The 21565-nt window shown below is 61.8% G+C and carries 13 protein-coding genes and 1 tRNA gene; 10 read left to right on the forward strand and 4 right to left on the reverse strand.

Annotated features, from left to right (window positions below; translation table 11 throughout):
* The first annotated feature begins 137 nt into the window (after nt 1–137).
* The 8 genes from HMPREF2710_RS04670 (at nt 138) to HMPREF2710_RS04705 (ending at nt 13175) form a co-directional block, all read left to right on the forward strand.
* Entirely contained in the window at nt 138–1184 is a 1047-nt protein-coding gene (locus HMPREF2710_RS04670; RefSeq protein WP_070599784.1) for a plasmid partitioning protein, read from the forward strand.
* Between the two features lie 143 nt (nt 1185–1327).
* Nucleotides 1328–2395: a FecCD family ABC transporter permease gene (locus HMPREF2710_RS04675; protein WP_083303488.1), complete on the forward strand. Its 1068-nt coding sequence runs from the start codon at nt 1328–1330 to the stop codon at nt 2393–2395.
* Nucleotides 2395–3501 (forward strand): FecCD family ABC transporter permease, encoded by a 1107-nt coding sequence (locus HMPREF2710_RS04680; RefSeq protein WP_049342128.1) that lies wholly within the window; start codon nt 2395–2397, stop codon nt 3499–3501. The genes HMPREF2710_RS04675 and HMPREF2710_RS04680 overlap by 1 nt, the downstream gene beginning before the upstream one ends.
* Nucleotides 3501–4343 (forward strand): ABC transporter ATP-binding protein, encoded by an 843-nt coding sequence (locus tag HMPREF2710_RS04685; RefSeq protein WP_060824615.1) that lies wholly within the window; start codon nt 3501–3503, stop codon nt 4341–4343. Before HMPREF2710_RS04680 ends, HMPREF2710_RS04685 begins: the two co-directional genes overlap by 1 nt.
* 578 nt (nt 4344–4921) lie before the next feature.
* Nucleotides 4922–6310, forward strand: coding sequence for an enterochelin esterase domain-containing protein (locus tag HMPREF2710_RS04690; protein WP_052265071.1), 1389 nt, complete (start codon nt 4922–4924; stop codon nt 6308–6310).
* Between the two features lie 245 nt (nt 6311–6555).
* Nucleotides 6556–8256: a (2,3-dihydroxybenzoyl)adenylate synthase gene (locus HMPREF2710_RS04695; RefSeq protein ID WP_070599788.1), complete on the forward strand. Its 1701-nt coding sequence runs from the start codon at nt 6556–6558 to the stop codon at nt 8254–8256.
* Nucleotides 8257–8322: 66 nt separating this feature from the next.
* Nucleotides 8323–8550, forward strand: coding sequence for a phosphopantetheine-binding protein (locus HMPREF2710_RS04700; protein WP_005507422.1), 228 nt, complete (start codon nt 8323–8325; stop codon nt 8548–8550).
* A 242-nt stretch (nt 8551–8792) separates the two neighbouring features.
* The gene (locus HMPREF2710_RS04705) at nt 8793–13175 is read left to right on the forward strand and encodes a non-ribosomal peptide synthetase (protein ID WP_210388902.1); all 4383 of its coding nucleotides are present in this window, start codon (nt 8793–8795) and stop codon (nt 13173–13175) included.
* A gap of 173 nt (nt 13176–13348) precedes the next feature.
* Here HMPREF2710_RS04705 and aceE read toward each other — a convergent pair whose 3' ends face one another.
* On the reverse strand, nt 13349–16081 hold the full coding sequence (gene aceE / locus HMPREF2710_RS04710; protein ID WP_070599789.1) for a pyruvate dehydrogenase (acetyl-transferring), homodimeric type: 2733 nt from the start codon (nt 16079–16081) through the stop codon (nt 13349–13351).
* A gap of 481 nt (nt 16082–16562) precedes the next feature.
* Here aceE and HMPREF2710_RS04715 point away from each other — a divergent pair.
* Together HMPREF2710_RS04715 and gndA are read left to right on the forward strand one after the other, a co-directional pair.
* Nucleotides 16563–16635, forward strand: a tRNA-Val gene (locus HMPREF2710_RS04715).
* Between the two features lie 156 nt (nt 16636–16791).
* Nucleotides 16792–18264: an NADP-dependent phosphogluconate dehydrogenase gene (gene gndA, locus HMPREF2710_RS04720; protein WP_070599791.1), complete on the forward strand. Its 1473-nt coding sequence runs from the start codon at nt 16792–16794 to the stop codon at nt 18262–18264.
* A 205-nt stretch (nt 18265–18469) separates the two neighbouring features.
* Here gndA and epsC read toward each other — a convergent pair whose 3' ends face one another.
* The 3 genes from epsC to HMPREF2710_RS04735 form a co-directional block, all read right to left on the reverse strand.
* Nucleotides 18470–19054, reverse strand: coding sequence for a serine O-acetyltransferase EpsC (gene epsC / locus HMPREF2710_RS04725; protein ID WP_005505599.1), 585 nt, complete (start codon nt 19052–19054; stop codon nt 18470–18472).
* A 324-nt stretch (nt 19055–19378) separates the two neighbouring features.
* Nucleotides 19379–20314: a cysteine synthase A gene (gene cysK / locus HMPREF2710_RS04730; RefSeq protein ID WP_005505601.1), complete on the reverse strand. Its 936-nt coding sequence runs from the start codon at nt 20312–20314 to the stop codon at nt 19379–19381.
* A gap of 400 nt (nt 20315–20714) precedes the next feature.
* Nucleotides 20715–21491: a DUF6318 family protein gene (locus tag HMPREF2710_RS04735; protein ID WP_049342122.1), complete on the reverse strand. Its 777-nt coding sequence runs from the start codon at nt 21489–21491 to the stop codon at nt 20715–20717.
* Nucleotides 21492–21565 lie beyond the last annotated feature (74 nt).

The raw sequence follows: 21565 nt of genomic DNA on the forward strand, positions 1-21565 counted from the left end.
CTTGAACAGGGGCGTGGGCCGGATGCCCCACTAACCACTCGGGTCGCAACCTACTGAACTGCACCGACCTACTGAACTTCACCTACACGAACCCGGTAGCGTTCAGCTTCGACCCCGGTAATTTTGAAAGGACCACCATGCGTGCACCTTTTTCGGGAGCCCCGAAGGCATCCCTGACCTCTAAGGCGCTGACCGCCTGCGCCGCCGCGACCCTGGCGCTTGGCTTGGGCGTTGGCACCGCATCCGCTCTGCCTCCGGGCGGTGCGAAGGCATCCACCCCCGGCACCTCCTCAACCGTTTCCTCCTCCGTGAGTGAGCACGGCGTGATTTCCTTTACCCTAAGCGGCTTCCCCGCGAATGCTGTGGTGTCCGTGAAGGTGGACGACGGCAACCTGTGCCCCTCCGATGCGGCTCAGGGCGCGTGCGTGGTGCACCAGCAGAAGAGCGATGGGAACGGTAACGTCTCCGGTTCCTTCGTTCTGCCGGATGTAGGCCCTGGCACCCACACCCTGCGTTTCCTCGCATCCGGTGAGAAGCGCGACAAGGACGGCAAGTACCTGGGTACCGAGGCGTACAGCAACCGCAGCCCCGAGTTCACCGTGGTGGGTGAGGGCGGTTCGGATAACTCCTCCTCGAACTCTTCGGGTTCTTCCTCGAGCCGTGGCTCTTCCAGCTCGAAGAGCAACGGCGGTTCCTCGAATGGCGGTTCGAACTCTAATAACTCCGACTCTGCAGACGACGCTCAGGGCTCTAACGATTCCAACGAGTCCTCGTCCAATGGCGGCTCGAACGGCTCCTCGAATGGTTCTGCAGGCGGCGCGGCTGAGGCTGAGACCGTCTACACCGATGCTGATGGCAACACCATCACCAAGGAAGAGTACGATCGCCTGAACTCGGAGGCTGATTCTTCCGGTACTACCTCTGGTTCTTCTAATGCTTCCTCTGCGCCTTCTGCTTCGGCAGATGCTCAGAAGAAGAAGGCGACCGCTTCGGCGAGCGCATCTTCTTCGGCTGTTGCGCGCGGTACTGCGTCGAGCCCGAGCGCTTCGGCTTCGGGCGCGGCTAACACCGCATCCACCGTTCAGACCGTGACTTACGGTGCTGCGTTCCCGTGGATTGGCGTGGTGGTTCTGGGCGTAAGCATTGTGGGTGCCGCTGCGCTGCTGCTGACCCGTAAGCGCTAAGACTTAACGTCGGATGCGGGTGGGGGAGTGACCCGCCCGCTCCGGCGTTTCTCTCATTATCTACCGGTGTGCCGGGTGCCCCCTCTTGCGGCGGGGTGCCGGGTGCGCCTCCCCGTTTTCTTGTATCGAGCATAAGGAGCATAGTGGCCCGCACGAGCTCATTGTCCCGAGGTGTTCAGCAGGAGAGTACGTCCCGTCAGGGGTCTGTGATTCAGGGGCAGAAGTTGGGTAAGCGCCTGGCTTTTCTGTTCTTGTTTGCGGTGCTTTTGGCGGGTGCTGTGGCTGCTTCTTTGCTGTTCGGATCGAATAATCTTCCGCCGGATGAGGTTCTGGCTGTTTTTAATGGCACTGCTTCTGAGCAGGCGCAGACGATTGTGATGGAGCAGCGTATTCCGCGTACCCTGGTGGGTCTTGCGGCGGGTGCGGCGTTGGCTGTTGCCGGTTCGCTGATGCAGTCGCTGACCCGTAACCCGTTGGCTGAGCCCGGCCTGATGGGTGTGAATGCCGGTGCTGCGGTGGCTGTGATTGCTTCCGTGGTGGTTTTTGGTGTGATGGGTATTTGGCAGTACATGATTGCTGCGACGATTGGTGGCGCGTTGGCTGCGGTGCTGGTGTACACGCTGGGTCGTGGTCGTGACGGGTCGATTGTGAAGCTTGCGTTGGCGGGTGTGGCGATTTCTGCGGCGCTGTCGGCGATTGCACAGGGCCTGATTTTGGCTGATCAGGATGCGTATAACGAGTTCCGTGTGTGGGTTGCCGGTTCGCTGGAGGGCCGCGGCATGGATATCGCGTCGACGGTGGGCCCGGTGATTGTGCTGGGTGTGCTGGTGGCGTTCTTTGTGGCTCCCGCGATTAATGCTCTGAGCATGGGCGAGGAGGCGGCGACCAGCCTCGGCGTGAGCGTGCGTACGACCCAGAATTTGACGTTGCTGGCGGTGACGGTGCTTGCCGGTGCGGCGACTGCTGCGGTGGGTCCGATTGGTTTTGTGGGTTTGGCGGTGCCGTTTGTGGTGCGTGCCCTACTCGGTAATGATGTGCGCTGGGTGAATTATGGTTCGGCGCTGTTGGGTCCGGTGTGGCTGCTGTGTGCTGACGTGTTGGCGCGTGTGCTGGTGGCTCCGCAGGAGACTCAGGTGGGTATTGTGGCGACTCTTGCCGGTGCCCCGGTGTTCTTGTTCTTGATGACTCGTCGTAAGGTGGAGGCTCTCTAATGTCGAATTCTTCCGCTGTTTCGACGGCGACCGTCACCACTGCAGCTAATCGTTCTGCGCGTCGTAGCGGCCGCGATTTGGGTGGCCGCCCGGTGTTGACTGTGCGCGGTCCGCTGAGTGCTCAGGTGCCGTGGCGTGTGCTGATTTTGAATGTGGCGTTGGTGGTGCTGATTGCGGCGCTGGCGTTTTGGGGCATGTTGCAGGGTGATTATAAGATCGCCCCGGAGAAGCTGATCCCGGCGCTGCTGGGTGAGGGCAAGCAGATTACGGTGACTTTCGCTCAGCAGCGTGCGGCGCGTATTGTGGCGGCGCTTCTGGTGGGTGCGGCGCTTGGTCTCTCGGGTGCGATTTTCCAGGTGATTTCGGGTAATGCCCTGGGTTCGCCGGATATTATCGGCTTCACGAATGGTGCTGCGACCGGTGCGCTGTTGCAGATTATTGTCTTCAATTCCGGCCCCGTTGAGGTTGCTCTGGGTGCTGTGGTTGGTGGCTTGGCGACTTCGGTGCTGGTGTGGCTGTTGACGCGCCGCACGGGCCTGCATGGCTTCCGCTTGGTGCTGGTCGGTATTGGTGTGGGGTCGACCCTGGCGGCGTTCAATGCGCTGCTGGTGGTGCGTGCTTCGCTGACTCAGGCGCAGACCGCGGCGTCCTGGCTTGCCGGTTCGCTCAATGACATCACGTGGGAGCGCACCTACGCGCTGATGGGTCTGCTGCTCGTGGTGACTCCGCTGTTGCTGATGCTGGTCCGCCCGCTGGGCGCGATTCGTTTTGGTGACCAGGTGGCATCCGGTTTGGGTGTGAGCGTGAACGCGTACCGTGTGGCGGCTCTGTTTATCGGTGTGCTTCTGGTTTCGCTGGCGACCGCGACGACCGGCCCGATTGCCTTTGTCGCCCTGGCGGCACCGCACATCGCGAAGACCCTGTCTCGCAGTGGCGGGGTGGGCTTCACCTCCGCGGCACTTATGGGTGCGCTCATGGTGCTCGGCTCTGACCTGATTGGCCGATTCGCTGTTCCCGGACGCATCATTCAGGTGGGCGTAGTGACCGGCGCGATTGGCGGCCTGTACCTGATTTACCTGATTTACCTCGAAAGGAAGAAGAGCTAGTGAACACTAGTGTGACGACCCGCCTTGAAGGCGAGAACATGGTGGTTGCCTACGGTGAGCATACGGTGCTCAACGGGGTAGATTTTCAGGTGCCGGAGGGGGAGCTGACCGTTATCCTGGGCCCGAACGCCTGCGGTAAGTCGACCACCCTGAAGGCTCTTGCCCGCGTGAACCCGCTCAAGAAGGGCGAGGTTCGCCTGGACGGCACCCCGCTGCCGCAGATGAAGTCCCGCGCTATCGCCAAGATCCTGGCGATGCTGCCGCAGACCCCGGAGGCGCCTAGCGGCGTGACCGTGGCGGATGTGGTGGCGCGCGGCCGCTACCCGCACCAGTCGCTGCTGCGTTCCTGGTCTGATGAGGACGAGCGCGCCTGTGTGGAGGCGATGCAGGCGGCGAACGTGCTGGAGCTTGCTGAGCGTCCCATTGAGGCGCTTTCGGGTGGTCAGCGTCAGCGTGTGTGGATTGCCATGACCCTGGCGCAGCAGACCCCGCTGATTCTGCTCGATGAGCCGACCACCTACCTGGACATCACGCACCAGATTGAGGTGCTGAACCTGACGAAGAAATTGCATTCCGAAGGGCGAACGGTAGCCGTGGTGTTGCATGACCTGAACCTTGCTTTCAGGTATGCTACTCATGTTGTGTTAATGAAGCAGGGCCGGATTATCGCTCAGGGTGATCCGCGTGCGATAATTACACCGGAACTTATTCAGGAAGTTTTTGACCTGCAATCGGTCATTATTCCTGATCCGTGCACTGGTACCCCTTTGGTTATTCCGAAGGAGAACCAAACAATTCATATTGCCGCTGACGCTATTTCGGCGGCCCGCGAAAGCGAATAGTTTTCGCCCCTAAGCCGCGTGGGAGTTTGCACCAACCGTCTCAGTACGGGTGGAAAAGTTTGGCATTGCGCCGAGCAGCGAACGTTAGGATCTGAGGGACCCAGGATCCCCTGCGCGTAGGGCGCCTACCCGGTGCTCGCCCGTCTTTGACGCATGAACGGATCCGAGCACTGGGTAGGTTCCATTTTGGGAACCCGTAGATGAGGCACCGAGACTGCCGCATGAGACTTTGAAAGTTGCGACTTGAGAGGTTTGATGCACGGTCTCGGTGCCTCATCTCTTTTAACTTCTGAGCCGGGCTGGGATGAGCTGGTCTGGGCGGGGCTGGGCTGGGTTGCTCTGAGCCGGTCTGGGCGGGGCTGTGCCGGTCTGGGCGGGGCTGCGGCGGCTTCGTGCTTGGGTTTTAGCAGCGTGTGTTCGCTGTCATGAATGTCATCTTTTGGTTCTTTCGTTTTTCCCTTTGGCTGGAGTTTGGGTAAGGGATACCATAGAGTGAGGTAGTAGAGGCTAACTAACAATAATGCGCCTCCTCACCGATTCTCACCGATTGAGTGTTTCCACAGACCAAGGAGGAACCGTTGGGCGAGCACGAACCCACCGCGATCGTTCCCACGCAGAACGCTTCTGAACAAGCTGCTTCCGTGCAGCCGCGTACCGTTGCGCCGGCTGTGCGCCCGGCCCCTCCCAAGATCCCGCGCCCCGTACCGGCACCGCGCGTGGACAGCCCCCTCATCAGCGCCATTATCGCCGATGCGGTCAGCCCCGAAGAGCTGAACGCCCGCATCCTTGAGATCGTCTCCGAAGGCACCCCCATTATCGAGCCGGTGCACCGCGAAGACGGTAGCATCAGTGAGAACGAGCGCATCGTCACCTTCCTGTACCGCAACGAGCAGGCGGAGCAGGTGCTCATGTTCATCAACCGCCTGACCGATGAGAAGAACCTTGACCGTTCCCTTATGGCCCGCATCGAGGGCACTGGCTGGTGGCAGCTGAGCATACAGATGGAAACCACCTGGCGTGCCTCCTACAACTTCTTGCCGGCGCTGCCCGGCGAGCGCCCCGCCTGGTTGGGCGATGACGACCAGGTGCGCCTGCGCGCCGCCCTGGATTCTGGCGAGGGTGACCCGCTGAACCCCGAGACCGTGTGCAACCGCATCGGTCGTTGCATGGGTGTGGTGCAGCTTGAGCACGCGCCGGTGCAGGAGTTCATCCTGACTCAGGAAGAGATTGACGCGCTGCCCGCCCCCGAGTGGATGCAGACCTCTGACGGTCACCAGTACGTGCTTGGCCGCGTGGGTGACCCCGCCCCGGATGCGCCGCTGTTCATCCAGTTCGACGGTGAGATGTGGTTCAGCCAGGGTATGGAGCAGACCCTCAACCGCGCCCATGAGGCGGGCCGTATTCCGGCGATGCACGTGTTCTTCCTGCACTCCGGCGGCCGCGAGAACCGCTGGAAGGAACTGAACGGCGACAATCCGATTGCCGACTACCTGGTGGAGATTGCGTTCCCGCACCTGGAAGCGGTGCACGGCATTAAGACCGACCCGCAGAACATTGTGATTAACGGTCAGTCGCTGGGTGGCCTGTCCTCCCTGCTGGCGGTGCTGAGCCGTCCGGAGGCGTTTGGTGGCGCGATTGCGCAGTCTTCGTCGCTGTGGCAACCGCAGGTCATGGACCGCCTGGACGAGCTGGAGGCGGCGGGCGAGATTGACCGTCTGCGCCACCTGTACCTTGAGATTGAGGTGGGGGAGCAGGAGTGGGTTCTGGTGCCTCCTCACCGTGAGCTGAAGGAGCGCCTGGAAAAGCTGGGCCTGGAGAGAGCGCGCTGCACGACCTTCAACGGCGGTCATGATTATGCGTGCTGGCGCGGTGCGATTGTGCCGACCCTGGAGCGTATTATTGCTGCCAGCCGGGAGGCTGAACGCACTGAGCTGGGCTTTGCAGAGGACCTGCGAGAGGCTGCTTAGGGCTCCCGCACGGTAGAGCACGCCCCGCATGGTGGGCGTGCGGGGTTCCCGTTAGGGTAAACACCGCCGCGCCCGTATCCTAGAGAAGTACAGCCTAAGAGAAGTGCAACACTACCGCGCCGCGAGGGGTACCGAAGGGTACCCGGCGTAGGTTGCGCACCCGCCCTCATTGACGAGATGGCATCACGCTGCGAACACAACGTGAGCGCTATAGAAACCGCAAACGACACAGAAATCGAGAGAAGATGACCGTAGAACGTAGCCCCCTGGCCCCCACGCCGCTCATCCCCGAGTCTTTTGCCTCGAAGTACCGCGAAGCCGGCTACTGGATTGACCAGACCATCCCCGAGTTCCTGCTGGATGCCTGCCGCGCAAAGCCGCACTTCCCGGCGCTGGTGGCGCTTTCGCACGCGCAGCTCGATGAGGACGGCAAGCCCCAGCAGATTCGCCTCTCCTACGGTGAGCTGGAGGCGGCAGGTCGTGCCGCTGCGGCGCGCCTCGTTCAGGCTGGTGTGCAGCCCGGTGACCGCGTGCTGCTGCAGCTGGGTAACACCGCCGAGTACCTGGTGTACCTGCTGGGTATTTTCTGGGCGGCGGCTCTGCCGGTGTTCTGCCTGCCGCAGCACCGCACCACCGAGCTGGTTCACTTTGCGACCCGCACCGACGCTGCGGCGCACGTGTTCTCTTCGCTGACCCCCGGCACCGATTTCACCGCCCTGCACGAGGACGTTGCCGCCGAGCTGCGCAAGAACTCCCTGGAGCCGCCGGTTGCTATTGACGTTGCGGAGCCACTGACCCCGCTGACCGAAGAGGAGCTCGCTGAAGAGTTCGTGCCCGGCGTCATCCAGAACACCGAGAAGACCCGCGCGAGCGAGCAGGTGGCGTTCCTGCAGCTCTCCGGCGGTACGACCGGAATTTCGAAGCTGATTCCTCGCACCCACGCCGCCTACCTGTACTCGGTGCGCGGCTCGGTCGATATCTGCAAGCTGAACAACAACACGACCATGCTCGTGGTGCTGCCCGCCGCGCACAACTTCACGATGAGCTCGCCCGGTATTCTGGGCGTCATGTGCGCCTCCGGCAAGCTGGTGTTCGCGGCGGATCCGTCCCCGCAGACTGCGTTCCACCTCATTGAGATGGAGGGTGTGACCACCTCCGCGCTGGTGCCGCCGCTGGCTCAGGCGTGGGTCGCCTCCGCGGAGAAGCGCGGCGTGTCCCTGCCGTCTCTGCAGACCCTGCAGGTGGGCGGTTCGAAGCTGGCTCCGGCGGTTGCGGGCAAGATTGAGTCGGTGCTCGGCTGCACCGTTCAGCAGGTGTTCGGCATGGCTGAGGGCCTGGTGAACTACACCCGCTCGACCGACCCGATTGAGATGCGTCTGAGGACCCAGGGCTACCCGATCAGCCCCGACGACGAAATCCTGATTGTTGATGATCAGGACCAGCCGGTTAAGCGCGGCGAGAGCGGCCACCTGCTCACCCGCGGCCCGTACACGATTCGCGGCTACTACCTGGAGGAGAACGCGAACCGTTACGGCTTCACCGAGGACGGCTTCTACCGCACCGGCGACATTGTGCGACTGGTCGCAGGCAAGTACCTTGAGGTGACCGGCCGCGCGAAGGACCAGATTAACCGCAACGGCGAGAAGATTGCCGTGGACGAAATCGAAGAGCTGGCGCTGACCCACCCCGATGTTTTTGACGCCGTGGTCCTGGGCATCCCGGATGAGACTGTGGGCGAGCGCGTGGGCCTGGTCATTGTGCCGCAGGAAGGCGCCGACCTGGGCGAAAACCCGCGCCGCACGATGCACGAGTTCTTCACCTCGAAGAAGCTCGCCGACTTCAAGATCCCGGAGCGCGTGCAGGTTCTGCAGGAGCTGCCCACCACGAACGTGGGTAAGATTTCTCGCCGCGAACTGCGCGCCAAGCTTGCCGAAATTTTCGGCTAAACCCTTTGAGCTGATCATTTTCAGCTAAACCGTACGCCCTTATTCCTACCCCTATTGAGGAGAAAAATGTCCGCATTTGAGACCCTGCGCCCCATCATGGAGAAGTACATCGTCGAGCCCGACTCCCTGCAGACCGCTTTTGACGAGCCGACCACCGACCTGTTCTCCCTGGGCATGGATTCTATGGGCGCATTCGCCCTGCTCGACGACCTTGCCGCCGAGGGCGCCGTGATTGAGTTTACCGAGCTGGTGGAGAACCCGACCGTGGAGTTCATCGCCTCCCGCCTGGGCTAAGCGTTACCGCACCCCGAGTGCCCGCCTGCCGCGAATGCAGACGGGTGCCCGGGGTGTTTGCTACTCGCCTCGTTTTTCTGTGCGCCGGTTTTACGCCGTGTTGTGTAGCTGCGTTTGCACTTGTCAGCGAACTTCTGTTAGTGCACTTCTGCCAGCGCGAAACGGCGGGGGAGTAGCCCGACCCTTCACACACACCTCATCCCTAATCCAGATCACTGATCCAGACCTTGAGAGAGGCCACCATGGGCGTAGCTGATACTACCGCACCCGCTAGCTTCGGGACTGCTTCCGACCTTCGCACCGCCGCGACTCACCCCGCATCGCACAGCGCTGACAGCCCCTGGCTGCCGCTGACCACCAATGCACGCGGCATCTATTTTGCCGCCGCAATTGACCCGGAAAACCCCTGCTACAACACCGCGGAGGTTCTGCAATGCCCCGCGGACACCGACCTCACCCTGCTGCGTGAGGCTTTTGAACAGCTCTACCGCGAGAACGAGGGCTTCCGCGTGCGCACCCGCATTGCCGATGGTGCCGCTTCCCAGCAGATTCTGACCGAGGAGGCGTTCCTTGCGGGTATTGACCTGCTCGTAGATGAGGGGGAGCTGGACGGGGGCGAACTGGAAGAGAGCGAACTGAGCGGCACCGCGAAGGCGGGGGAGGAGAACGCCTCTGACCTGCCCGAATCAGCCCTGCCTGACTCTGATTTGCCCGCGCCGGTACGCGCCTGGGCGCAGCGCCTGCTCGCCCAGCCCCTTACCACCGATGAGGGCGTGACCGTGCGCAGCGCAGTGGCGCGTTACGGCGGGTTCCTCTGGGTGTACCATTCCTTCTCCCACGTGGTTGCCGACGGATTCGCGGCGTTCAACGGCCTCTCCCGCGTGGCGGCGATATACCGCGCCCTGTCCGCCGGTCAGCCGGTTCCGGCAACCCGCCGCATGAGCCTGCAGCAGCTGCTCGATGCCGACGATGCCGCCTCCACCGCCCGTGACGAAGACGTCGCCTTCTGGGAGGCGAGCGGCGCCCTGGAGCAGGAAGACACCTCCCTGGCGGGTCGTACCGCCTCCCCGTCAGCGCAGTCTGTGCGCGTGGCGTTCAGCATTGATGTGCCCACCCAGCAGGCCCTGCTGGATGCGGCAAAGCAGCACGCCGTCTCCTGGCCGGTGCTGGCGACCGCGGCCGTCGGCTCGTACCTGGCGCGTGTGGGCGGCTACCCGCAGGCTTCGTTCGGTGTGCCGCAGATGAACCGCATGTTCGCCCGCACCCTGCCGGAGACGACCCGCGCCCTGGGTACGGCGAGCGCGCAGACCGGTTGTACCGCGGTGAACGTGCTGCCGGTGCAGGTTGCGGCGACCGGCCCCATCGCGGAGTCCCTGCACTCGGTGAAGGAGCAGTACGCCCGCAACGCGGAGCATCCGCTGGCTCGTCAGGAAGACCTCGAGCGTACCGCGCGTAATGCACAGTCCAGGCTGTTTGGTGCGCAGATTAACGTGGTGCCCTTTGACGCGGTGCTGCCGCTGGCGGCACCCTCCAAGGGCGGGTCCGGAACCCCGGTACCGACCGCGCGTATTCACAATATCTCTGCCGGTCCCGTTGCTGACGCGACCTTCACCCTGCGCGGCATGCCCGGCCGCGGCAACAGCATCTCCTGCGAGATTGACATGAACCCGGCGCTCTACACCGCCGAGGAGCTGGAGCGCCATGCCGCCCGCCTGAGTGAGTGGCTGCCCGCCTACGCGGCGGAGGCGCAGCGCGAGGGCGCCTCCCTGAACAACCTCGGCTTGGCGACCGAGGCGGAGCTTGCGACCCTGCGCGAGCTGACCGCCCCGGCGCGCACCGAGCACCCGCTGGAGTACAAGACCCTGCTGGATCGTTTCCGTGACGCGGTGGCGGCGCATCCGCAGGCGCTCGCCGTGCTGGATTCCGCCCCCGCGCCCGGCGAGGTGCTCACCCCCGAGTCGGAGCGCGCCTACGCCTTTGACCGCGCCCTCACCTACGCCGAACTGGACGAGCGCGCCCGTGCGCTTGCCGCGCAGCTGCTGAACTGGGGCGTTCGCCCCTCCGACGCAGTGGGTCTGCGTGTGCACCGCGGCGCCGAGCAGTACGTGGCGCTGTACGCCCTGCTGTACGCTGGCGCCACCTACGTTCCGGTGCTTCCGGATCTGCCCGCCGAGCGTGTGGGCGTGATGATGGAGGACGCCGAGTGCTCCCTGCTGCTGCACGGCCCCGGTCTGCACCCGCTGAGTGCGGAGGAGCTGAACCCGCAGGAGCCTGCGCGTCACGCGAACCTGCCGCAGCACACCCTACCGCAGCTGAGCATCGAGGAAGCTGTACAGGCACCCGCCGCCGAGGAGCTTCCGGGCGCAAAAACCGGCCTGGACGAGGACGCTTACGTGCTCTTCACCTCCGGCTCCACGGGCAGGCCTAAGGGCGTTGCCATCAGCCACCGCGCGATTGATAACCGCCTGCGCTGGCAGCAGCACCAGATTCCGGTGGGGGAGGGCGACCGCGTTCTGCACAAGACCCCCATCTCCTTTGACGTGCACGTGTGGGAGCTGTACTGGCCGCTCGCCGAGGGTGCCGCCGTGGTCATTGCCGCCCCGGATGGGCACCGCGACCCCGCCTACCTGGCGCGCGTAATTGCCGAGCAGTCCGTCACGGCGGTGCACTTTGTTCCGACCATGCTGTCGGCGCTGACCTCTTCGCCGGCGGCGCGCCGCATCCTGGCGGAGGCTGGCTTCGGCAGGGAACGAGAGCAGCCCCTGCGCTACGTGGTCTGCTCGGGTGAGGCTCTGCAGAAGGACCAGGTGCAGGCTGCGGGCGAGGTTCTGGGCGTGTACCCGCTGAACCTGTATGGCCCGACCGAGGCGGCGGTGGACGTGACCTTCTGGGAGACTTCCACCGATCCGCACCGCGAGAGCGTGCCCATTGGCGAGCCGGTCTGGAACACCGGCACCCTGATTCTTGACCCGACCGGCCACCCCGTGCCGGTGGGTGTGACGGGTGAACTGCACCTGTCGGGCGTGCAGCTGGCGCGCGGCTACAAGAACAACCCGCAGGCGACCGCGGCGGCTTTCGTGGAGCAGGCTCCTGCCGGTGCGCTCGCACTGCTGAACGGTGAGAGTCAGCGCCTGTACCGTACGGGCGATTTGGCGTGCTGGGAGATTCTTCCCGATGGCCGTGCCGTCATTGGTTACCGCGGCCGCACGGACTATCAGATTAAGGTGCGCGGTCAGCGCCTGGAGCTGGGCGATATTGAGATGGCTCTTGCCGCGGTTGAGGGTGTGAGCGCTTCGGTGGCTCTGCTGTACCGCGGTTTGCGCGAGCCTGCCCTGGCGGCGGTGCTGGAGGTGGGCGATGTGCCCGCCGAGCGTGCCGCGCAGCTGGTGGAGACGGCGCGTGAGCATTGTGCGCAGGTTCTGCCGGATTACATGGTGCCGACCCTGTGGCATACCCTGCCTGCGTTGCCGGTGAGCCCCTCCGGTAAGGCGGATCGCAAGCTGTTGGCGTCCCTGGACCTGACCCCTCAGACTTCCGATGCCGAGGGTCCGCACGGTCTGCTGGAGCATCAGCTGTGCTCGATTATTGCGGGTGTGCTGGGTCGTGAGCGTTTTGGCGTGGACGAGGATTTCTTCGCCTCGGGCGGTCATTCGCTGGCGGCTCTTGAGGTGATTGCCGCGGTTGAGGAGCAGCTGGGTCTGAGCGTGAGCATCGGTGCGCTGTTTGCGCATCCGACCGTGCAGGCTTTGGCGGCGTCCATTGCGGGCGAGCGTGGCGAGGGTGCCGAGTTCGCGCCGGTTCTGCCGCTGCGTGAGCACGTTTTGACTCAGCGCGAACACGTTGTGACTCAGCGTGAGCAGCCCGTTGTCCCCGATACTACCGAGGCCCCCGCGCCGCTGTTTATCCTGCCGCCTGCGGGTGGTTTGGGCTGGTGCTATGCGGGGTACCTTTCGCATCTTCCGGCTCAGCAGGGTGTGTATGCTTTGCAGGCTGAGGCGTTCTCTGACCCGAATGCCGGGTTTGCGTCGAGCCTGCAGGAGCTGGCTGAGGGCTACCTGAAGCTGATTGAGAAGACTCTGGTGGAGCGTTCGTTGCCGCGTCGTTTTGCGTTGATGGGTTGGTCTGTGGGCGGTACTGCCGCGGTGCAGGTGGCGGCCCTGGCGCAGGCTGCGGGTGCGCTGGTTGAGCGCGTCATCCTGTTGGATGCGTATCCTTCGGAGCAATGGCAGGGCGTGCCTGCGCCGGATGAGCAGGAGAGCTTCCGTGCGCTGTTGCGTATGGGCGGTTTGCCGGAGCCTGCCGCCGATGAGCAGCTTGATTTGCCGGGTACGTTGGAGCGTTTGCAGCGGGCGGGTTCGGCGATGGGTTACCTACCGGAGGAGAAGCTGGGCGTGTGCCTGGGTAGTATGCGTGCTTCGGCGGCGTTGATGCGTGGTGCTGAGCAGGCGTTCTTTGAAGGGGACGTGTTGCTGGTGGGTGTGCCGCATGAGGATCAGCCGTACCTGGATGCGGCGGGTTGGGCGGCGCATGCGTCGTCGTTCCGTTCGGTGCTGCTGGAGGGTACGCACCCTGATTTGGTGAATCCGGCGCGTTTGGCGGAGGTGACCGGCCACTTCGCCGGCTAGCCTCACCGACACCCCAATAACTGGAGTAGCCCGGAGGTAATAGTCGTTACCTCCGGGCTACATCGGTTAAAACATGCGGTTGAGTTAAAACACGAATGCCCCCGGTTGATGAATCATCAACCGGGGGCATCGTTTAGCGTCTAACGCAGAACCGAGGTTCTACCGCTAAATGCTTAGTGCTGCTCCAGCTCGGAGTTAGCGTTCACGTTGAGCAGGTCGTACTTAGCGAATGCCTTCGCGGGAACGTCTGCTGCAACCTCGCCGCGCTTTGCCAGCATCTGCAGGGTGCGGACAACAACCGACTCTGCATCGATGTGGAAGAAGCGACGTGCACCCGGGCGGGTGTCTGCGAAGCCGAAGCCGTCAGCACCCAGGGTTGCGAAGTCGTTCGGAACGAACTGGCGGATCTGGTCGGGAACATCCGAAGCGAAGTCGGTGGTCGCGACGATCGGGCCAGCAGCGCCTGCCAGCTTCTGGGTCACGTAAGGAACGCGAGCGGGCTGGTTCGGGTTCAGCAGAGCCTCTTCCTCAGCGGCAATGCCGTCGCGGCGCAGCTCGGTCCACGAGGTGACAGACCAGAGGTCTGCGGAGACGCCCCAGTCCTCAGCCAGCAGCTTCTGAGCCTTCTCAGCCCACGGAACAGCAACGCCGGATGCCAGCAGCTGTGCCTTGGGACCGGAGGTCAGCGGGGACTCGCTGATCTTGTGGATACCCTTGATGATGCCCTCAACGTCAACGTTTGCCGGCTCAGCAGGCTGGTGAATCGGCTCGTTGTACACGGTCAGGTAGTACATGACGTTGTGGTCTTCGTCCTTGGTACCGTACATCTGCTCGATACCGCGCTCCACGATGTGAGCGATCTCGTAGCCGTAAGCCGGGTCGTAGATCTTGAACGCCGGGTTGGTGGACGCCAGAATCGGGGAATGACCGTCGTTGTGCTGCAGACCCTCACCGGACAGGGTGGTACGACCTGCGGTTGCACCGATGACGAAGCCGCGGCACAGCTGGTCGGCAGCAGCCCAGAAGCCGTCGCCGGTGCGCTGGAAGCCGAACATCGAGTAGAAGATGTAAATCGGGATCATCGGCTCGCCGTGGGTGTCGTAGGAGGAGCCCAGTGCGATGAACGCAGCGGTTGCGCCTGCCTCGTTAATACCCACGTGAACAATCTGGCCCTCGGGGGACTCGGTGTAGGTGAGCATGAGCTGGTGGTCAACGGGCACGTAGTTCTGACCGTTGGGGTTGTACAGCTTAGCCGAGGGGAAGAAGGAGTCCATACCGAAGGTACGTGCCTCATCGGGGGTGATGGGAGCGATACGGTGACCGAAGCCCTTCACGCGCATGAGGTCCTTCATCAGGCGGACGAACGCCATGGTGGTAGCAGCGGTCTGCTTGCCGGAGCCCTTCTTGGTCTGTGCGTAGACCTTGGACTCGGGCAGGATAATCTCAGGCTGGGTGTTTGCACGGCCGGGGATGTAACCGCCGAGTTCCTTGCGGCGTGCCTGCATGTACTGCAGTGCCGGGTGGTTTGCCTCGGGCAGGTAGTACGGCGGGTTGTACAGATCCTTCTCCAGCTCCTCGTCGGAGATGGGGATGTTCAGGTGGTCACGGAAGCCCTTCAGTGCTTCCATGGTGAACTTCTTGATCTGGTGGGTGGAGTTACGTGCCTCGAAGTAGGGGCCGAGCTCTGCACCCTTAATGGACTGTGCCAGGATGACGGTGGGCTTGCCCTTGGTCTCCATAGCTTCCTTGTAGGCTGCGTAGAGCTTCTTGTCGTCGTGGCCACCCAGGCGCAGGTTGAAGATCTGCTCGTCGGTCAGGTCTGCAACGAGTTCCTTGGTTTCGGGGTACTTGCCGAAGAAGTGCTCGCGGATGTAGCCACCGTCTTCGCCACGGAAGGTCTGGTAGTCACCGTCGAGGGTCTCGTTCATCAGCTGGATGAGCTTGCCGCTCTTGTCCTTCTTGAGCAGCTCGTCGTAGTCGGAGCCCCACAGGACCTTGATGACGTGCCAGCCTGCGCCGCGGAAGAATGCCTCGAGCTCCTGAACGATCTTGCCGTTACCGCGAACGGGGCCGTCCAGACGCTGCAGGTTGCAGTTGACGACGAAGGTCAGGTTGTCCAGGTGCTCGTTTGCAGCCAGCTGCAGTGCACCACGCGACTCGGGCTCGTCCATCTCGCCGTCGCCCAGGAATGCCCAGACGTGCTGCTCGGAGGTGTCCTTGATCTTGTGGTTGTGCAGGTACTTGTTGAAGGATGCCTGGTGGATAGCGTTCAGGGGGCCCAGACCCATGGAAACGGTCGGGAACTGCCAGAACTCGGGCATGCAACGGGGGTGCGGGTACGAAGGAATACCGTTTGCGCCCTTGGTCTTCTCCTGACGGAAGCCGTCCATCTGGTCTTCGCTCAGGACGCCCTCAACGAATGCGCGGGAGTAGACACCGGGGGAGGAGTGACCCTGGAAGAAGACCTGGTCACCGCCACCGGGGTGGTTACGGCCGCGGAAGAAGTGGTTCTGGCCCATTTCGTAGAGGTCAGCCACACCTGCGAAGGTGGAGATGTGACCGCCAACGCCGATGCCCTTCTTCTGGGCACGCTGAACCATGATTGCTGCGTTCCAACGAATCCATGCACGGTACTGGCGCTCGAGTTCCTCATCACCGGGGTACTCGGGCTGCTGGTCGGCGGGGATGGTGTTGATGTAGTCGGTCTTGACCAGAGTCGGGACCTTAACGCCCTTTGCGCCAGCTTCCTTGAGCAGTGCGCGAAGGATGTACTCTGCACGCTCGGTGCCGTGAGTCTTGATAAGGTCCTCGAGGGACTCGGCCCACTCCTGGGTCTCTTCTACGTCGATGTCCTTGAAGCCATCGAGAAGGGTGCTCAGGGAGTGCTCGTTCGGTACGTTAGCCAAACTAATCCAACCTCTCTTCTGTGCGGTTGTGAGATCGCCCGCCGCGCGTTGTTGCGTTGTCGAACAATCTTTGTGTTTAAGCGCTATAGGTCCGTAAGACCCACATCGCTTCTTATCTCTACTATCTTAGACCTAAAGGTGCCTCTCTTGGTCTCAAATGAGGGTTTTTGTGATGTGGGTTTCGCATTGTGACTATCTGAGTGGGAAAAATACGCATCAAAAGTACTAGTTAGGGTCTTTTTGCACCTAAATGGCGCGGAATGGTGGGGGTGGCGGAATGGTGCGGAACGAAGGGGTGTGACCCATCTGAGGGGAGGGTGTCAACTATGGCTTGGTGTGGCTTGGTGTGGGGTGCAGTGGGAAAAGGAAAAAAATATTGAGACATAGAACACGCTCCGTGGATTTGCATGTCATATCGAAAGTCCGTATAGTTTTTTCTTGTGTTCGCCACTGGGTCGTCAAACGAAACAGTGAGAACTACGGGTCTTTAGCTCAGCTGGTAGAGCGCCACGTTTACACCGTGGATGTCATCGGTTCGATCCCGGTAGGACCCACCGATTACCCCGGTACCGCAAGGTACCGGGGTTTTTCCGTTCTAAGCACTTTCTCCACGCGCTATATTTCTCCAAGAGTGAGAAGGGCGACTCTTCAGAGCATAAAAGTGCACTCCACCTATATATAGCCTGCCCTCAGCGCGTATCCTTATATACATGACTGAAAACAAGAAGGCACAGATTGGTGTCACCGGCCTTGCTGTCATGGGCGCAAACCTCGCCCGCAACCTGGCACGTAACGGCTACACCGTGGCACTGCACAACCGTTCCGTAGAGAAGACCGACGCACTGCTGGCTGAGCACGGCGCAGACGGCGACTTCATCCGCACCGAGTCCCTGCAGGAACTCGTCGACTCCCTCGAGTCTCCCCGCCGCATCCTGATTATGGTCAAGGCGGGCGCACCCGTCGACGCTGTTATCGAGCAGCTCACCCCCATGCTCGATGAGGGCGACATCATTATTGACGGCGGTAACTCCCACTTCCCCGACACCATCCGCCGCGAGCACGCCCTGGCTGAAAAGGGCCTGCACTTCGTGGGCGTTGGCGTCTCCGGCGGTGAAGAGGGCGCTCTCTGGGGCCCCTCCATGATGCCCGGCGGTTCCGCAGAGTCCTACAAGCACCTCGGCCCCATGCTCGAGAAGATTGCAGCGAAGGCACCCCAGGACGGTGCACCCTGCTGCGCATGGATCTCCACCGACGGTGCGGGTCACTTCGTGAAGATGGTCCACAACGGCATCGAGTACGCCGACATGCAGGTGATCGGCGAGGCCTACGACATTCTCCGCTCCGTGGCAGGCATTGAGCCCGCCGAGCAGGCAGAAATCTTCAAGACCTGGAACGAAGGCGACCTGAGCTCCTACCTGATCGAAATCACCGCAGAGGTGCTCGCACAGGTAGACGCAAAGACCGGCAAGCCCCTGGTCGACGTTATCGTTGACGCAGCGGGCCAGAAGGGTACCGGCCTGTGGACCGCTAAGGCTGGCCTGGACCTCGGTTCCCCCGTCTCCGCTATCGCAGAGTCCGTGTTCGCACGCGCCCTCTCCTCCTCTGAGCGTGAGCAGCGCGAGCAGGCACAGCGCGAACTGCCCGCAGGCCTGATTGCAACCACCGGCATCGGTGCAGGTGACCCCGAGTTCGTTGAGGATGTGCGCCGTGCACTCTTCGCATCCAAGCTCGTTGCGTACGCACAGGGCATGGACCTGCTCACCCGCGCAGGCAAGGAATATGGTTGGGACCTGAAGCTGGACACCATCGCATCGCTGTGGCGTGCAGGCTGCATCATCCGCGCCGAGCTGCTGGGCGACATCATGGCTGCCTACGCAGGCGAAGCACCCGCAAACATGCTGCTGGCACCCGCCTTCAAGAACCTCATGGAGGAGCTCGTTCCTTCCTGGCGTCGCGTGGTGGCTAAGGCGACCGCACTGGGCATCCCCGTGCCGGTGTTCGCTTCCGCACTGTCCTACTACGACGGCCTGCGCCGCGACCGCCTGCCCGCATCCCTGATTCAGGGTCAGCGTGACTTCTTCGGTGCACACACCTACGGTCGTATTGACGAAGAGGGCGCCTTCCACACCATGTGGAGCGGTGACCGTTCCGAGGTGAACGCAGCGGACATCCACGTTCACTAAGCTCCCGTAGCTGAATACGTCAAAGCCCGCCTTCGGCTGGATTCTCATCCAGCCGAAGGCGGGCTTTCGTTATATCTTCAATATGTTGTTGCGCGGGGTGCTAAAGAGAAGCGTCCCTAGGGGAAGAACCGTAGGGGAGAGGCGTTGCGGATATTAGCTAGGAGCCTCCAGCCGCGCCTCTACGAGCTCAAAACGCTAACAAGCACTAAATCCACATGGCGGGGTCAATATACTCCACAGCGTCCACCAGCGGCTTCTTCTTCTCCGGGGTACGCGGGCGGTGCTTCGCCGGAATGCCGGTAATAATCGAATCGGCGGGGTGATCGTTGACGACCACGGCGTTCGCACCAATAGCGCTATCGGCACCAATCTCCACCGGACCCAGCACCTTAGCACCGGCACCAATGGTCACACGGTCACCAATAGTGGGGTGACGCTTCACCTTCTCCAGGGAGCGACCGCCCAAGGTCACGCCGTGGTACAGCATCACGTCGTCACCAACCTCAGCGGTCTCACCAATGACAATGCCCATGCCGTGATCAATGAAGAAACGGCGGCCAATGGTCGCGCCGGGGTGAATCTCCACGCCGGTCAGAAAACGCGCAAACTGCGAGAGAGTACGAGCCAGAGCCTTCGTCTCATCCTTCTGCCAGAGCTTATGGGTCAGACGGTGAACCCAAATCGCGTGCATACCCGAATAGTTCAGCGCAATCTCGACAGCGCCGCGCGCAGCAGGATCGTGCTGGCGGACGTTCTCAATATCTTCACGCAGACGCGCAATAAAACTCATGGGTTCCCTTTCCCTCATCGGTCGTGCTCTGTGTATGCGACCTTTCCAAAGGTACCAACAACGGGGCCCTTTCGGCTATTCCCACCGCAATCAGCAATATGATGGACGCACCCGCCCCTATCACTGCTCAACCGCGGCGGATGCACGCGGGACGGTAGAAAAGAACAGCCCGGGACCAACAGGGGAGCGGCGGAACGGTTCAGCTCCTCGCCGTACAGTTCGCAGAGGGCATAGAAACGCCCCGCCTGCCGTGTATGCAACCGGCAGACGGGGCGTAGCACTATAAACCTGACGCCTCCCGATAGCGGGGGCTCAGAAGCTCAATTAGCCGCGGATATCCTCGTACAGAGCGGTAGAGATGTAACGCTCACCGAAGTCGGGAACGATAGCCACAATCAGCTTGTCCTTGTTCTCAGACTTCTTAGCCTCCTCCAGAGCAGCCCACACAGCCGCACCGGAAGAAATACCGCCCAGAATACCTTCCTGGGTAGCCAGCAGGCGGGAGGTGCGCATAGCGTCCTCAGCGCTGACCGGGGTCACGGAATCGTAGATGCCGCGGTCCAGGGTGTCGGGAACGAAGTTAGCGCCCAGGCCCTGAATCTTGTGGGGACCAACGCGACCCTCGGAGAGCAGCGGGGAGTCCTTCGGCTCAACCGCAACAACCTTCACGTTCGGGTTCTGCTCCTTCAGGTACTTACCGGTACCGGAGATGGTGCCGCCGGTGCCAATACCCGCCACGAAGATGTCGACCTTACCGTCGGTTGCTTCCCAAATCTCGGGGCCGGTGGTGTTGTAGTGAATGGTGGGGTTCGCCTCGTTGGAGAACTGGGACGCCAGGATAGCGTTCTCGGTGGTCGCAACGATTTCCTTAGCCTTCTCCACAGCGCCGCGCATACCCTCGGTACCGGGGGTCAACACAATCTGAGCACCGTAAGCGCGCAGCAGCACGCGACGCTCAGCAGACATGGTCTCCGGCATGGTCAGGATGACGCGGTAACCGCGAGCAGCACCCACCATAGCCAGCGCAATACCGGTGTTACCGGAAGTGCCCTCAACAATGGTGCCGCCGGGCTTCAGCGCACCCGACTTCTCAGCAGCGTCAATGATGGCGCGGCCGATACGGTCCTTAACCGAACCAGCGGGGTTATAGAACTCAAGCTTGACCGCTACGTTACCGGGAAGACCTTCGTCCAGTCGGTTCAGCTTAACCAGGGGGGTCTGGCCGGTTGCTTCAACAATGCTGTTGAGAATCTTTGCCATGGTGTGCTCCTTTATGAGCTTGGGGGAGGCCAGCCGCGACGGGGTCTCCGCAATGAATAATCGGTTACGTGGCAACTCTACTACTCGCCGGCGGCAGGTTTAAACCTGCGGTCACAGTTCGTAATAATGCCAGAGAAAAACCTCAGGGAACGAGGTTCAAAAAGAGGGTACAGAAAAGCGCCGCACAAACCCTTTCTCGATAAAGGATGATGAATGTGCGGCGCTCTCTAGAAACATTATGTAGCCCAAAAGACAACCTCTGTATATAAGAGTAGTGGTGAACTCCGTTCACCGCAAGCTGGAGCCACAAATTTTATTGCCATCAATGGAAAAAACAGTAAAAACCGCATCCTGAGACGGCACAACGCTAAAAGCGGGGGAGAAAACCAGCCTCAGAGGACTAGTTGATGTCCATGTGAAGATCCCACTTGTTGTTCAAGTAGCGACCAACAGCCTCACCAAACATCTTCACGTGACGCTTATCAGCCGCCACAGTCTGCTCCTTGCCGTCCTTGAACAGCTTCTCACCTAGATCAACATTCAGAGTCACGGTCCAGTTGTACGCGCCCTGCGCCAGAACCGGCTGCTTAGTACCAATAGTCAAGGTAGCGGTCGGGTTCACGTACCAGGTCTTCTTCTCGTCAATACCTGCCTTAGTGGAATCCGCGTACTTCTTCATCGCCGCCAGGGTCTCCTGGTCGGTGCTGACCTCGTTCATGTAGTGCATATCGCCGGTACGCAGCAGGTACTCAAACGCCGCACCGAAGTACGCCAGAGCCGCCGCGAAGCCAGCCACCGAATTCTGGTGCATAGCCTCCGGAACAATCGGGGAAGGAACATTCTGCGGCGGGTGCTCAGCGTTACCCGGCTGGTACTCGCCGTGATCCTCCATCTTCTCCAGCTTCGCTACGCCACTGTAATCCTTATTGTCGTTAGGCAGCGGAGAGCTCGTCGCAGTAGCCGACGCAGAAGCAGAAGGGGAAGCAGACGCCGAAGCCGACGCAGAAGCGCTCGGCGAGGCGGTAGCAGACTCAGAAGCAGCGGCAGAAGCGCTCTCAGAGCCAGAAGCGGAAGCAGACGCCTCAGAAGTAGCCTTAGAGCCACAAGCCGCCAGCAAAGCCATGGAGCTGACGCCCAGTACACCCAGCGCCGCGCGGCGGGTCAGGTTCTCGGACATAGTGATACCTTTCAGTCAGTCGGTGATTGCAACCAGTTTAGCCGCAAACCCAACAGGATACAGAGTTGAGTGGA

The organism is Rothia sp. HMSC069D01 (assembly GCF_001810135.1).
Classification (GTDB): Bacteria; Actinomycetota; Actinomycetes; order Actinomycetales; family Micrococcaceae; genus Rothia.